This window comes from Gemmatimonadota bacterium, from assembly GCA_016720805.1.
GTDB lineage: Bacteria > Gemmatimonadota > Gemmatimonadetes > Gemmatimonadales > GWC2-71-9 > Palsa-1233.
In genome coordinates, this window is record JADKJZ010000003.1 from 145,844 (window position 1) to 158,631 (window position 12,788).

16 protein-coding genes are annotated in these 12,788 nt (G+C 67.5%); 13 read left to right on the forward strand and 3 right to left on the reverse strand.

Going from position 1 to position 12,788, the window contains the following annotated elements; all coding sequences use genetic code 11:
- Positions 1 to 119 precede the first annotated feature (119 nt).
- From IPP98_05390 to IPP98_05415, 6 genes are all read left to right on the forward strand, one after another.
- Positions 120 to 713, forward strand: coding sequence for a hypothetical protein (locus IPP98_05390; GenBank protein MBL0178547.1), 594 nt, complete (start codon positions 120 to 122; stop codon positions 711 to 713).
- 76 nt (positions 714 to 789) lie between these two features.
- The gene (locus tag IPP98_05395; GenBank protein MBL0178548.1) at positions 790 to 2,001 is read left to right on the forward strand and encodes a hypothetical protein; all 1,212 of its coding nucleotides are present in this window, start codon (positions 790 to 792) and stop codon (positions 1,999 to 2,001) included.
- 593 nt (positions 2,002 to 2,594) lie between these two features.
- Positions 2,595 to 3,749, forward strand: a complete 1,155-nt coding sequence (locus IPP98_05400; protein MBL0178549.1) for a hypothetical protein — start codon at positions 2,595 to 2,597, stop codon at positions 3,747 to 3,749.
- 115 nt (positions 3,750 to 3,864) lie between these two features.
- Complete coding sequence (locus tag IPP98_05405; GenBank protein MBL0178550.1) at positions 3,865 to 4,974, forward strand: hypothetical protein; 1,110 nt, start codon at positions 3,865 to 3,867, stop codon at positions 4,972 to 4,974.
- A gap of 46 nt (positions 4,975 to 5,020) precedes the next feature.
- Positions 5,021 to 5,410, forward strand: a complete 390-nt coding sequence (locus IPP98_05410; GenBank protein MBL0178551.1) for a VOC family protein — start codon at positions 5,021 to 5,023, stop codon at positions 5,408 to 5,410.
- Positions 5,411 to 5,418: 8 nt separating this feature from the next.
- Complete coding sequence (locus IPP98_05415; protein ID MBL0178552.1) at positions 5,419 to 6,180, forward strand: AAA family ATPase; 762 nt, start codon at positions 5,419 to 5,421, stop codon at positions 6,178 to 6,180.
- 10 nt (positions 6,181 to 6,190) lie between these two features.
- On the opposite strand, the gene IPP98_05420 is transcribed toward IPP98_05415, so the two are convergent.
- Entirely contained in the window at positions 6,191 to 6,490 is a 300-nt protein-coding gene (locus IPP98_05420) for a helix-turn-helix domain-containing protein (protein ID MBL0178553.1), read from the reverse strand.
- Between the two features lie 131 nt (positions 6,491 to 6,621).
- Here IPP98_05420 and IPP98_05425 point away from each other — a divergent pair, with 131 nt between their 5' ends.
- Positions 6,622 to 6,987, forward strand: coding sequence for a VOC family protein (locus tag IPP98_05425; protein ID MBL0178554.1), 366 nt, complete (start codon positions 6,622 to 6,624; stop codon positions 6,985 to 6,987).
- 9 nt (positions 6,988 to 6,996) lie between these two features.
- Here the strand turns inward: IPP98_05425 and IPP98_05430 are convergent, their stop codons facing one another.
- On the reverse strand, positions 6,997 to 8,265 hold the full coding sequence (locus IPP98_05430; GenBank protein MBL0178555.1) for a hypothetical protein: 1,269 nt from the start codon (positions 8,263 to 8,265) through the stop codon (positions 6,997 to 6,999).
- A gap of 148 nt (positions 8,266 to 8,413) precedes the next feature.
- On the opposite strand from IPP98_05430, the gene IPP98_05435 reads away from it, so the two are divergent.
- Positions 8,414 to 9,085, forward strand: a complete 672-nt coding sequence (locus IPP98_05435) for an RNA polymerase sigma factor (GenBank protein MBL0178556.1) — start codon at positions 8,414 to 8,416, stop codon at positions 9,083 to 9,085.
- Positions 9,078 to 9,494: a hypothetical protein gene (locus IPP98_05440; GenBank protein MBL0178557.1), complete on the forward strand. Its 417-nt coding sequence runs from the start codon at positions 9,078 to 9,080 to the stop codon at positions 9,492 to 9,494. The genes IPP98_05435 and IPP98_05440 overlap by 8 nt, the downstream gene beginning before the upstream one ends.
- 159 nt (positions 9,495 to 9,653) lie before the next feature.
- Here IPP98_05440 and IPP98_05445 read toward each other — a convergent pair whose 3' ends face one another.
- Complete coding sequence (locus IPP98_05445) at positions 9,654 to 10,661, reverse strand: hypothetical protein (protein MBL0178558.1); 1,008 nt, start codon at positions 10,659 to 10,661, stop codon at positions 9,654 to 9,656.
- Positions 10,662 to 10,925: 264 nt separating this feature from the next.
- On the opposite strand from IPP98_05445, the gene IPP98_05450 reads away from it, so the two are divergent.
- From IPP98_05450 to IPP98_05465, 4 genes are all read left to right on the forward strand, one after another.
- Positions 10,926 to 11,300: a DUF1428 domain-containing protein gene (locus IPP98_05450; GenBank protein ID MBL0178559.1), complete on the forward strand. Its 375-nt coding sequence runs from the start codon at positions 10,926 to 10,928 to the stop codon at positions 11,298 to 11,300.
- 27 nt (positions 11,301 to 11,327) lie between these two features.
- Entirely contained in the window at positions 11,328 to 11,921 is a 594-nt protein-coding gene (locus IPP98_05455) for a hypothetical protein (protein ID MBL0178560.1), read from the forward strand.
- Between the two features lie 64 nt (positions 11,922 to 11,985).
- Positions 11,986 to 12,348 (forward strand): hypothetical protein, encoded by a 363-nt coding sequence (locus IPP98_05460; protein ID MBL0178561.1) that lies wholly within the window; start codon positions 11,986 to 11,988, stop codon positions 12,346 to 12,348.
- 133 nt (positions 12,349 to 12,481) lie between these two features.
- Positions 12,482 to 12,784, forward strand: a complete 303-nt coding sequence (locus IPP98_05465) for a hypothetical protein (GenBank protein ID MBL0178562.1) — start codon at positions 12,482 to 12,484, stop codon at positions 12,782 to 12,784.
- Positions 12,785 to 12,788 lie beyond the last annotated feature (4 nt).

Sequence of the window (12,788 nt, forward strand, 5' to 3'; positions counted from 1 at the left end):
CCCTAAACTGTTTATAACATATACAGCAATAGTATACGACGTATACTAATAACCGTCGGCCCGGAATGCGAGCACCGCTCGCCACCGCCCGGCACCACGCCCGACCCGAGGATCGCTCCATGACCGCCTTCGCCCTGACCCCCCGCACCCTGACCGCCGTCCTCCTGCTCACGGTGGCCGCCGCCCGCCCCGCCCGCGCCCAGGAAGAAGTCCCCCGCTGGCAGTTCCGGATCGCCAGCGGCTCGCTGCTGCCGACCGGTGCCCAGCGCGATGCCGTCAAGCGCGCGCCGATGATCGCGGCGCAGCTCTCCCGCGGCATCACGCCGGCCATCGCCGTGGTCAGCACCATCGGCTGGGCGCGGAGCCGCGACCTCGCGACCATCGATGCCGCCCGGCTCGACATCTTCAGCGCCGATCTCGGCCTCGAGGCCACCGCCTCGACCCGACAGATCAGCAAGACCTTCTCCTTCACGCCGATCATCGGCCTCGGTTCGGGCATGCGGTACTACCATCATCGGCACCTCGCGGCCGATGCGACCACCACGCTCGGCGGGTACGTCGCGGCCGGCGGCGAAGTCGGCATCGGCCGCGTCGGCGTGCGCCTGGAGGTGCGCGACTACCTCACCAACTTCACGCCGCTGATCGCTGGCGGACGCAGTGCGGTGCGCAACGACGTCATGCTGCTCGGCGCGCTGCGCCTGAAGCGGCGCTAGTCGATCGTGTCACCGATCGGCGGGGGCGGGGGAGGAAATCCTCTCCACGCCTCACGCCGCCGTGGTACCTTCAACCATGCCGCGCGCGCTCCCCACGACGCTACGTCTCATCACTTGCACCCTGGTCATCGCGATCGCACCGCTGACGACCTCGTGCGGCTCCGACGCGACCCGTGATACCGTCGTGCGCGACAGTGCCGGCGTCCGGATCGTCGAGAACGCCAGGCCCACGGCCGCGACGATCGCACTCGAGCCTCGTCCGCAGATCGACATCGGCCCTGCTGCCGGCGTGCAGGGCGAGTTCATCGGCACGCCGATTTCGGCAGTGCGACAGCGCGACGGCACGATCGCCGTCGCTGCGTGGATCACGACCGAGTTCCGGCTCTTCGACTCGACCGGGGCGTGGCGGCAAACTGTCGGGCGGAGTGGTGAAGGGCCGGGGGAGTTCGACGTCCTGGGCTTTCTCTTTCGCGGCCCCGGCGATTCGCTGATGACGTTCGAGCCTGCGCTCCGGCGCGTGCAGCGCTGGACGCCGGGCGGCCAGTTCGTGGCTCGGCACGAGCTTACCCCGCCACGGGGCCGGCCCGCAGGATGGCTCGCTGGTGTCTTCGCCGACGGTACCCTCCTGCTGACAACCAGCCGGCCCGATCCCACGCGAACGACCAACACCACGATGGGTGGCACGGTCCTGCTGCAGGGGGTCGCGCTCGAGGGCGCCCGCTGGGATTCGCTGCTCACCTATCGGGAAGCACGCACGCTCCGCCACATCCAGCATCCCGACTGGGGGTATGCCGAGCCGCTCTTCGAGCCGGTACCGAGTGTTGCCGTGCGGGGGTCCCGCATGGCGTTCGCCACCGGGGAGCGGTTCGAGATCGAGCTGCGCAACGCCAGAGGCGAGCTCACGATGTTGCTGCGTCGTGACGCGCCCGAGCGCGTCGTGAGTGCCGCCGAGCGGGAGCGCGCGATCGAGGCCTGGGTGGGTCAGCGACGCGACACGCTTCGCACCCTGATGCTGCCGCGACTGCGGAGTGTTGCCGATCGCCGCGCTCGGCCGGCGATCTCGTCGGTGCACCTCACCGAGGACGGCGGCGTCTGGGCAGTGTACGGCGATCCGACCCTCGGGGAGGCTGTCCGTGCGTCGGTCTTCGATGCCGCCGGGCAGTGGCTCGCGGACGTCGTCCTCCCGAGTGGCTTCGAGATCGCGCAAGTCGACGCGGACGGGGTGCTCGGCGTGACGGTCGACGGCGAGGGGTTTCGGCACATCCAGTTCTATCGAGTGACGAAGTAAGGTCCGGAAGCGCGTCGGAGGAGGGGCCGTCACGCGAAACGCGGATGAAGTCACCGGTGGCTTCATCCGCGCATTGATCCCGCATCTATACCTGCAGGCCTAGTGGCCGGGACTTCCGTGCGCGTCCTTCTTGGGACTCGCGGTATCGACGCCGCCCTCATGGGTCGAACGGTCCCGATGGTCACCCATTGGTGCCACTCCACTGGGTGACCGTGTCATCGCGGAACCTCGCGCCGGCGCGCCTTCGGATAGCATGTGGGACGTGGCCCGGCCCACGGGGGACACATGCTGCGCAGGTGATGCATTTCCCTCGGCACAGCCCGAGCGGCTGGGTTCGAGCAAAGCGGTGTCAGCCCGAGCGCAGCGAGGACCTGCGTGATCGCGAATGGACTTCAGCCTCCGTGGTCATGGGGTGAGGCGCTCAGGGGGCTGCCTCGTACCTCACCGCCCCACCTCACCCCGCGCGCCCCGTTCACCTTTCACCCTTCACGTCCCGATCCACTTCGAACGATTCTCCCGCCGAGAGTGTCCAACAGCTGAGTCACACCTCCTGGCCCCGCCAAGCGGGGCGTCTCGTCTGTCCGAGGTCCGTCGTGCCCCCACTGTCATCATGCCGCCGCGCGCGGTTGTTCTTGCTGCTGCTCGGCGCTGCCACTCCCTTGGCTGCGCAGACGCCCCCTCGCCTGCCGATCACGCGCGAGGTGCTGGTCCCGGCGGAGCGTGCGAATCTCACGGAGATCGGCACCACGCTGTTGCTCCGCAACGGCGATCTGATCATGACGCAGTATCGCGAAGGCGTAGTGCGGCGCTTCGATCGCTCCGGTGCACCCACCGTGATTGGACGGAAGGGGGAGGGGCCGAGCGAGTTCCAGATGCCGACCATCGCAGGGACGGTGGGTGATTCACTGTGGATCGGGGACGTCCGCCTGCGACGGACGACGTTCTTCCGACCCGATCGCACGCTGCTGCGCACCGTCCCGTATCCCGATGCGGCAAAGGCCTCAGGGAATGGCGTGCGGTGGCAGATGGTGATGCCGTTGGCATATCTGCGGAATGGCGTCCTGCTCGCCGACGGTTGGCACGATCCCGTGGCCGCGCGCCCGGCGTGGGCGACGCCGACCGAGTGGAGCGGTTCGGCCATCCTGCGCCTCGCGGCGAGCGGCGTGATGCAGCGCGTGGTGGCGTGGCTCCCCACGAGCAACTGTTCCGAGACGGTGCCGGTGAAGGGGGGCGAGGTGATCGTCCGGATTCCATTCTGCACTGGGACGCCACGGCATATCGATCCCGAGAGTGGACGCATCGCCCTGGCCCTCGCCAGCGCCGGCGGTACCCGGCTCGTGGTGCTCTCGGCGCTGGGCGACACGCTCTTCACCAAGCTGCTGCGGATTCCGCCGGTGGCGATCCCGAAGAGCCAGCGCGACAGCGCGAGTCGAGCGGAGGCGGAGCGAAATGGCGTCGGCGGGGCCGCGTTCGAGAAGGCGATGGCGCGGATCCCGACGGTGCATCCTGCGGTGGCGCGCATCCTCAACGGCCGCGACGGGTCGCTGTGGATCGAGGTGGCGTCGCCGGGCGTCGATCGGGTGTGGCAGCTTCTTGATGCGCGTGGCAACGTGCTCGGTGCCGTGACGCTGCCGGGTGCGGTGCAGCTTGCGGTCGCCGAGCGGGGGATGCTGTGGGGTGTCGAGAGCGATGAGGATGGACTGATGCAGGTGGTGGGGTTCCGCGTGGGTGCGGCTTCGCGGAGGTAAGGAGGGGGAAACGAAATCGGGGGCCCCTCCGTCGGACGCTGGAAGTGAATGTGGTGCCGCGTCCTTCCCACCCTCGCAGTACCTTCCGAGGGTCGCCCCACCCCAGGAGCCCGAGATGATCCGCCCCGTCGCGCTGGCGCTGGCCAGCCTCCTCGTCCTGCAGCCCGCCCCGCCGACCTGGCGCCTCGTGGAGGAGTGGCGGGTCGGCGGCGAGCCCTCCGGCCCCCATGCGCTGCATGATGTGCGCGACCTGGAACTGCTCCCCAACGGCAACATCGTGCTGCTCGAGTTCAAGGATCAGCAGATCCACTTCCTCGACGGTCGCGGGAAACCGGTGCGGACGGTCGGTCGCAGTGGCGGGGGTCCGGGCGAGTACCAGAATGCGAACGGCTTCGTGGTCTTCCCGAATGGCAACCTGCTCGTCAACGATCCCAATGCCCATCGCTTCACGCTGCTCAACAGCAAGGGCGATTTCCTCAAGGCCGTTCCGATGGGTCAAACGCGCAGCTTCGGGTGGCTGTGGGACGCCTGGGTCGACGCGCAGGGGCGGCTGGTCGAAATCGACTACGTGCGGCGAGGGGAGAAGTTCATGGCGGCGCGCGAGCGGTGGTCGGCCGACCTCACCAAGAGCGAGACGCTCTTGCCGGCTGAGTGCCCACCGGTCCCGGGGCCACCCGCGGAGGCGCGGTCGTATTCCTTCCGGAATGCAAATGGTGGGATGTCGATGTCGATCCCTTACGTCGGGCCCACCATGCCCGCCCTCTTCACGGTGGATGGCGCACAGTGGGGCGCGTCATGGCCTACCTTCTCGCCAATCAGGCGTCTTCCGGCCGGGACATGCACGCCGGACGTGACGATCCCGCTTGCCGGCGCGCCCGTCGCGATTCCGACCGTCGTCCGCGACTCGGCGGTGAAGCGGGTGGTGGAGGCGGCGAGCAAGTACAGCTCCACGCCGCCAGATCTCTCGCGGATCCCGCGCGTCTTTCCAGCGTTCGATGTGATGCGGCTCGACCAGCTCGGCCAGCTCTGGGTCTCGCGCTGGACGGATGCCACGCGCAAGCGTTTCGAGGTGTACGGCAAGGGCGGCGTGCCGGTGGCGACGCTCGATGCGCCGCCGTCGCTCGTGATGGTCCGGCCGACGATCATCACGGCCGATCGCTTCATCGCGATCGTGACCGACGAGGATGACGTCCCGTATCTCGTGTCGTATCGGATCGTGAAGTAGAGGCGACGCATCCGTCGCCCACCGTCCAGCCACCAGGATCCGTTCCATGTCCCAGCTCTCCCTCGTCGCCCTCGTGGTCCGCGACTACGACCCGGCGATCGACTTCTTCGTGAACGTCCTGCAGTTCGAGCTGGTCGAGGACACGCCCTCGCTGACGAACGACGGGCGGCCGAAGCGCTGGGTCGTGGTGCGTCCGGTCGGCGCTGAGACGGGGATCCTGCTCGCGCGGGCCGACGGGGCGCAGCAGGAAGCCGCCGTTGGCCAGCAGTTCGCGGGGCGGGTCGGCTTCTTCCTGCGGGTCGATGATTTCGACGCCACCTATGCGCGAATGGTCGCCGCCGGGGTGACGTTCGTGGGCGCGCCGAGGGAGGAGTCGTACGGGAAGGTGGTGGTGTTTCTGGACCTGGAGGGGAATCGATGGGACCTTCTGGGGTAGCTTCCTCGATGAGCTCTCCCCGCTTTCTCCGGCGTGCCTACCTGCGCCCAGACGCCGAGCTTCGGCCGGATCTCTTTCCGGGGACGTTGCCGTTTGTCCGGAGCCTCGATCTCCAGTTCGACGCGCCCGTGACCATCCTGATCGGCGAGAATGGCTCGGGGAAGTCGACGGTGGTCGAAGCGCTGGCGGAACTCTGCGGGCTCCCGGCCGGTGGCGGCGGTCGCAACGAGCTCGCCGACCTGCGGACGCCCCAGGGTCGCAGCGAGCTGGCGCCGTTCCTCCGCGCGTCCTTCGCGACCAAGCCGCGGCATGCCTACTTCTTTCGGGCGGAATTTCAGGCGCACTTTGCGACGCTGCTCGAGGAGCGGAAGGCGGACCCCGAGTTTCTGGGCGATCCCTTCGCGCGCTATGGCGGCCGCTCGCTGCACACGCGATCGCACGGCGAGGCCTTCTTGTCGGTGCTCTCATCGTGGATGACCCCGGGCCTGATCCTGATGGACGAACCCGAGGCGGCGCTCTCACCGCAGCGGCAGCTGGCGCTGCTGGTGCAGATGGCGAGACTGGCGCAGGGTGGGGCGACGCAGTTCGTGATCGCGACGCACTCGACCATCCTGATGACCTACCCCGGTGCCGCGCTGCTCTCCTTCGACGACGGGACAATCAGCCCCACGACGCTCGAGGAGACGTCGCACTTTCAGATCACCAAGGGGCTGCTGGAGCATCCCGAGCGCTACTGGCAGCACTTGTTGCGTGACGAGGAGCAGGGGTAGTGGTGGAGGACTACGCCCCCCGCCGCCACGGGCGCAGCACGGTGTAGACCGGGACCGACGTCGGCGACGCACGGTCGACGGCCAGGAGGCGGCGGTAGACGAGATGCGCGATCGCCGACTGCACCGTGCGCTTCGACAACCCCGTCGACTCGGCGATGTCCTGCAGCGCCATCGCGATCTGCGGGCGATGCGGGCTATGGGCCCAGCGCGTGAGGGTCAGGTAGACGAGAAAGGCCGACGGCTGTCGATCGTGGCTGACCAGGTCGGCCATCAACGTGTCGATGATGTACGGGTCGAGCGTGATCACCATGGGGTCGCTCCGGGGGCTATGGCAGTCCTTGCCATAGTAACGATTACGCGCCTTGCGCGCCAATTCCCCGCGGGCGATGGTTTCCGCCGTACGGCATCGCAACTTCGACCCTTTCGCCTCCGGAGCCTCGCATGATCAAGCAGGTGAAGTTCGTCAGCATTCCCGTCCACGACCAGGACCGCGCCCTCGCCTTCTATACCGAGAAGATGGGGTTCCGCATCGCCACCGACTCGCCGATGGGACCCGGGCAGCGATGGATCGAGTTGAGCATCCCGCGCGCACAGACCGGCGTGGTGCTGTTCACGGCACCCGGCCAGGAGGGGTGGATCGGCGGCTTCATGAACATCTCCTTCCAGTGCGACGATGTGGTCGCGACGTACCACGAGCTCAAGGCCGCCGGCGTCGAGTTCGTGAAGGAGCCCAAGGTCGAGCCGTGGGGCACGTCGGCGATCTTCAAGGACAGCGAAGGAAACCAGTTCGTGCTGTCGACGGGGTGAGGGCGGGGCCTACCCCGCACACCCCTTCACCGCCTGTGCGCGATACGCCACCCTGCGCGGATCCGCACGCTCCTCGGCGAGCCGCGCCGCCTCGGCGTAGCTCTGCCGGGCCGCCGCGGTCTCACCGGCCCGACAGAGCGCCTCCGCCAGCGCGCGATGAACGTTGAGCGCCGCCGGAAAGAGCGCCGCGTTGCGACGGAACGTCGCCAACGCCTCGGGTACGGCACCGCCTCGCAATTGGGCCAGGCCGATCTGGTTGATCACCCGCTCGGCATCGACCGGGTAGGCAGCCCGGTAGTCGAGCGCGATCCGCCACGCCAGCGCATATCGGCGCGCTTCGACCTCCATCCGCGCGACGCGGAGCAGCAGCTCCACCGGCGGGGCGATCCGGTAGCCGAACGACGCCGACATCCGGGCATACATCGCCTGCAACGCCTCGAACCCACCCGCCTTCGCAAGCCCGAGGGAATCCTCGAAGAAGGGAAAGCGCCACGCGGCGTACCTTGCCTCCAGTGCCTGGGCCACGGCAGGAAACCATGTCGAGCTATGGTCCCCACCGGGGAGGTCGATCAGCGTGGAACGAAGCCCTCTCGACTCCGCGCTCCGAAGCTCGGCCGCGAAGCGCTCGACGCCGCCCCGCAGGTTGGCGTTCTCCCCTTCACCCACGACGAGGGTGACCGTCGCACCGGCACGACCCGCCGATTCCATTCCCCGTGCGATGTCCTCCGCCAACCCCTCGTATCGCCACACCGGCGGACTGACCACGACATAGCTGCGGAAGAGTGCTGGCTGGTTGAGCAGGATGTGGACCGCGAGACTCCCGCCGAGGGAGTGTCCGACCAGAATGCGATCGGGCGCGGCGCGATAGTTCTTGGAGATCCACGGGAGGAGTTCTTCCGCCAGGAAGCGTTCGAAGGCGACCGCCCCGAGCCCGGGGGTGAGGTCCCGCTGACGATTGGTGTTCGGGATCGCAACGACGAGCATCTCGGGGACGCGATGGCGCGCCGATGCGAGGAACTGGACGATCCCGGAGGCCTGGATCAGGTTGTCAGGGGAGCCATCGAGGAGCACGAGGAGCGGATACGCCACCGTGGTCTCGTCGTAGCTCTCCGGGAGGGCGATCAGGACCTCGCGATCCTCGCCGAGGACGGCGGAGTGCATCGTGCGGGTGACACCAACCGTGATCGGACGGGGATCGCCTTGTGCGCTGACGCTTGCCGTGCCGAACACCAGCAGGAGTGCGAGTGAGGAGAGCATCGGGAAGCGAGTGGGTGGCATCGACGATCCTTCAGTGGCAAGTGAACGGTGCACGGTGCACGGTGAACGGGACTGTCGCAGGTAACAGTGAGGACGCCGGTCGGGCGGATTGGTTCAACGGCACCCCGGCATTGAACCATTTACGGGGTGGTGCGTCTCTCACGGGGGGATGCATCTCATCGGGCGGAGGGGCGGAGGGAATGAGCGGAGCGAGATCAGGGAACTGTCGTCGTCGTGCCACCGGCTGGCCGTGACGAGCATCGAGCGCGATCGCCTCGCGGAGCAGGTGATAGTGCTGCGCGCCCAGCTCGGCGCGCGCGATGCCTGGGCATGGCTGGTGGCGCATCATGACGCCCGTTTGCTCTTCTATCTCCGCCGCCTGCTCGGCTCGTCGCACGACGCCGAGGATGTGCGGCAGGACGTCTGGCTCACCGCGATCCGGAAGCTCCATACCCTGGAGGATGCCGGCGCCTTCCAGTCGTGGCTCTACCAGATCGCGCGCCGTCGTGCCTACTCGCTCCTCAGCCGGTCGCGGCGGGAGGTGATGGTGCCGGAAGACTCGTTCGAGGATGTGGCCGTGATCGCCGCCGACGCGGACGAGCTCACCTTCGCGCCGGAGACCGCGGCCGCCGTGCACGCCGCGCTCGATACCCTGTCACCAGCGCATCGCGAGGTGCTCACCCTCCGCTTCCTCAGCGGCCTGCGCTACGAGGCGATTGCCACCGTGTTGGAATGCGCCGTGGGGACGGTCCGTTCCAGGCTCCACTACGCCAAGCTGGCGCTGCGCGCCGCAGTCACCGAAGATCCCGCGACACTTGCGATGGAGAGCGACCATGAGTGATGAAGGCGCCGAGCATGATCGGTTCGTCGAGCGGCTGCTGCAGGAGGACGCGCGCCGTGCGGCGGGGACCAGCCGCGTCGAGGACGGGCTGAGCCTGTTGGAGCGGTTGCTCGACGAGGAGATGGCGCGCGAGCGCCGTGTCCGTCGGGCGGCGATCGCGGCGTGGGGATTTCTGGTGCTCCTGGCGCCACTCGGCGGAGTGACGATGTATCTGCAACGGATGGGGAGCGACCGGGGCCAGGAGATCGGGCGGGCCGGCTTTCAGGTGATCACGTGGCTCGCGGCGATCGCCGCTGCGCTGGGGATCCTGATGACGGTGGCGTGGCTCTTCCGTTCGCGGTCGGTGTCCCTCGGCGCCATCGAGCGACGGCTGGCCCGGCTGGAAGGGATGATCAACGGATCGGGGTGATCCCGCGTGGCCCGCGGGAAATGCGTCTGGCGATGCCGAGTGGTTGCGAACCCCCAGCGGCGCGGTGGTCAATGCCGACGTCACGAGCGGCCCCGCCATTCCGATTCCGGAGTCGGACATGATCGGGCCCAACCACCCGCCGTTGCAGGTCGAGCGGAGCTATCGCTTGAGGGTATTGATCCAGGCGCGCCATGCTGCTCCATCTGCGCCGAGATCGGTCCCATGGAGTTTAGTGAGGAGTTGTCTCGCGGGTGCCGATCGTGACTTCTCCGGGCTCTCCGCAAAATTCACCAGCATCTCACCGCCGTGCGCCAGAAACGCACTTGCCAGGGTCGGTCCGATGTCGGATCGAGGGGCGAGGATGTCGATCAGATCGTCGAGCACGAAGAGCGACGTACCGTCGAGGATGGCGTACACGGCCGGCGCCAGGGCTTTCCAGTCCGGTGTCATACGACTCCGTTCCGCGACCGTGCTGATCGCCTGGTTCGCCATCTCTTTCACCAGGCCATCGGATTCACGGATGGCATCCAGCAGCGCAGCCCAGGTGTCCTGTTCGTCGGGAAAGTGGGTCACAAGGATGGCAGCGACTGCGCGATCTCGGAAGTTCCGTGATGTGGCCAGGACGGTGAGTGCAGTGCGGTAGTCCTCTCTGCGACTCCGATTCTGAAAAAATGCCGCGATGGCGACTGCGGCAGTATCGGCCGGTGCGACGATTCTCCCGGCGAGAAACGCGGCGGCACCTGCTCGAAATGCCCTTGGGGATGCACCGATCACGGATGTCGCGGAACGCCACTCCGGACGTGGCGCAGTCGTGTCCAGTGGCATCGCACGGTACCGGACGCGCGCCGAGTCTTGCGGTTCACGGACGTCGACGAAGATGACATCGCGAGCGCGTGGCTCCATCCGCAGGGTGCTCGCCGCCGCGTCCGCGAAATGGAGCTTGTATCGCAACACCGCGGCGCACGCATGCGATTGGAGGGAATCGCCCGGTGAATAGCGATTCAGCGAATCCTGAATCATGGCGACGGTCCAACGCTTGAGTCCCGTGATGTAGATCGTTCGGCCATCGGTCAGTTTGAGGACTGCGGGCGGCTGTTGCGCCGGCGCCGTGCGCGCGGCCGATCCAAGGAGGGCGATCGCGTGGAACACGAGCGTCAGGGTACGCATGGGGTCTCTGTCTCGGCAGACTGGGTGCTGTGGTCGGGTGATGGCTTCAGTCTCCGTAGATGCTGGCCAGGACCGAATGGTTGCCGCGTTCGGGCACCCGCCCGGCGCCAGGCTCCCGTCCTCAACCGAGGTGGGCGAGGCGATGCCCCCACGACCGAACCGCAGGGCTCAACACCCGTCACGGGGGGTGGCGCGCCATGTCTCGGAAATTGATGGTAGCTTGGATGGGTGCGGCTCGCACCAACCCCGAACGGAGACATCAGCATGAAATACGTGGACGGCTTTCTGATCGTGGTCCCCGCCGACAAGCTCGACGACTATCGCGCGATGGCGGAGGAGGGTCGGGACGTCTGGATGAAGCATGGTGCCCTCGATTACAAGGAATGCGTCGGTGACGACCTCCACCCGCAGATGGGAGGGATGGAGACCTTGTCATTCCCCACCCTGACCGGACTCGCGGCGGATGAGCGGCTCATCTTCGCCTTCATCGTCTACAGCTCGCGGCAACATCGTGACGAGGTCAACGCCAAGGTCATGAGCGACCCCGCGATGAGCCCGGAGAAGATGCAGGACAAGCCGATGCCCTTCGACTTCAAGCGGTTCAGCTTCGGCGGGTTCGAGGTGCTGGTCGACATCTAGGCTGCCTGCAAGGAGTCATCCGTGATCATGCGCACCATCCGCGCCGTCCTCCTCCTCTCGTTGCTTGGAGCCGGCGCCCACGCGCAGTCCCCGGCACCACGCTGCCAAGCGGCGGTCAGTCCGGCCGAGGTGAAGCCGTCGACGCTCGACCCAACACGATTGATTGGCCGGTACACGCTCACGGTTGTCTCGACCTGGGCGCTGCGGCGCGACACGATTGCGACCGGCGCGATGACGCTCTGGCTCGATTCCACGCCACCGCCGGTCCGCCCGCCGAGCACTCGGCCGCTCATCCTTGGCGCCGAGTATCCGAGGCCAAGCCTGGTCGGCACGACGGCGGCCCCAGTCAAGTTGCTGCAGATCTGGACGAGCATCGACCCGATGTCACGGAAGCCCGGCGGACCGGCGATTCGACTCGTGGACTCCACGCTCTGGTTTGGCGCGTGCCCGGAGGGAAGCGAGTGCGAACCGTGGTTCCGGACCGGCTTCGTGATCACGGCATCGGACAGCCTGGGATTCCGCGGATGGTGGGAGCCGACCCGGCACTCGCTCGTCGAGCCGATCGGTGCAGGCTGGTTCGGGATGCCACGCGGTTACTTCTGTGCGGTGCGAGTGCCGTGACTGGGACGGACTCCGTACCCCCGCCCCCGTGCTACTTTCAGCCATCCCTTCGACGAGCGAGTCCGTGCCGTTTCCTGATTTCGATCGCGGCCTCCCTCCCGCGCGCACGCTCTCGGTGCGCGCCGCCGTCGATCGTGGCCACGCGGTCGTCACGCGCAGGGTGATACAGATCATGGGCGCGCTCTTCGCCGCCGGCATCGGCGTGGAAGTGTTCGCGGACCGACTCTATGACGGCACAATCATCGTGATCTTGGCGCCCTTTGCCGCCTGGGCGTGGTGGTCGTGGGCCACGCCGCGTTGGCGCGCGTGGGCGCATGCCCGAGGCGTGAACGCCGAGGAACTCCAGCGCCTGGCCGAAGCGGAGAAGCTGGTGTGGCCGGTGGGGCACTTCTTCCAGTACACCGAGTTTCGCCTTTGGCGGGAGTAGGCGCGCTGACAAGCTTGGATCCACCCCGCCATGCGGGGGCGGGGAAACGCCAATCCGACCCCGCCCGCTCTCCGGATGTAGCTTCAGAATATTCGCGCAATTGGCCTGACCGTCTTCCGACCTGGAGCAGACGATGATGCACATCACCCAAGGGTTCTACTACACCCTCCTTGCGGCGCCGGTGGTCACCTTCCTGATCGGGGCGGGGTGGATGCGCTGGCGCATCCAGTCGCAGCGCCTCCGCCCGATGGCGGACGTCACGCCGTTGCCGCTGCAGTCGCCGGGGCTCGAGACGCAGCTCCTCGACGCGCTTGACTCGGTGCAGGTGCAGCTCGCCGAGCTGGCGGAGCGGCAGGACTTCACGGAGCGGATCCTGACCCGCCAACCGAAGCGCTCGCGGATCGACACTCCGACGCCAGTGCCGACCCCGATCTAACCCC

Bases quoted from the DNA above. Each gene is read 5' to 3' on its own strand.
- IPP98_05390 (MBL0178547.1), top strand. From the start codon at position 120: ATGACCGCCTTCGCCCTGACCCCCCGCACCCTGACCGCCGTCCTCCTG.
- IPP98_05395 (MBL0178548.1), top strand. From the start codon at position 790: ATGCCGCGCGCGCTCCCCACGACGCTACGTCTCATCACTTGCACCCTG.
- IPP98_05405 (MBL0178550.1), top strand. From the start codon at position 3,865: ATGATCCGCCCCGTCGCGCTGGCGCTGGCCAGCCTCCTCGTCCTGCAG.
- IPP98_05410 (MBL0178551.1), top strand. From the start codon at position 5,021: ATGTCCCAGCTCTCCCTCGTCGCCCTCGTGGTCCGCGACTACGACCCG.
- IPP98_05415 (MBL0178552.1), top strand. From the start codon at position 5,419: ATGAGCTCTCCCCGCTTTCTCCGGCGTGCCTACCTGCGCCCAGACGCC.
- IPP98_05420 (MBL0178553.1), bottom strand. From the start codon at position 6,490: ATGGTGATCACGCTCGACCCGTACATCATCGACACGTTGATGGCCGAC.
- IPP98_05425 (MBL0178554.1), top strand. From the start codon at position 6,622: ATGATCAAGCAGGTGAAGTTCGTCAGCATTCCCGTCCACGACCAGGAC.
- IPP98_05430 (MBL0178555.1), bottom strand. From the start codon at position 8,265: ATGCCACCCACTCGCTTCCCGATGCTCTCCTCACTCGCACTCCTGCTG.
- IPP98_05435 (MBL0178556.1), top strand. From the start codon at position 8,414: ATGCATCTCATCGGGCGGAGGGGCGGAGGGAATGAGCGGAGCGAGATC.
- IPP98_05440 (MBL0178557.1), top strand. From the start codon at position 9,078: ATGAGTGATGAAGGCGCCGAGCATGATCGGTTCGTCGAGCGGCTGCTG.
- IPP98_05445 (MBL0178558.1), bottom strand. From the start codon at position 10,661: ATGCGTACCCTGACGCTCGTGTTCCACGCGATCGCCCTCCTTGGATCG.
- IPP98_05450 (MBL0178559.1), top strand. From the start codon at position 10,926: ATGAAATACGTGGACGGCTTTCTGATCGTGGTCCCCGCCGACAAGCTC.
- IPP98_05455 (MBL0178560.1), top strand. From the start codon at position 11,328: ATGCGCACCATCCGCGCCGTCCTCCTCCTCTCGTTGCTTGGAGCCGGC.
- IPP98_05465 (MBL0178562.1), top strand. From the start codon at position 12,482: ATGATGCACATCACCCAAGGGTTCTACTACACCCTCCTTGCGGCGCCG.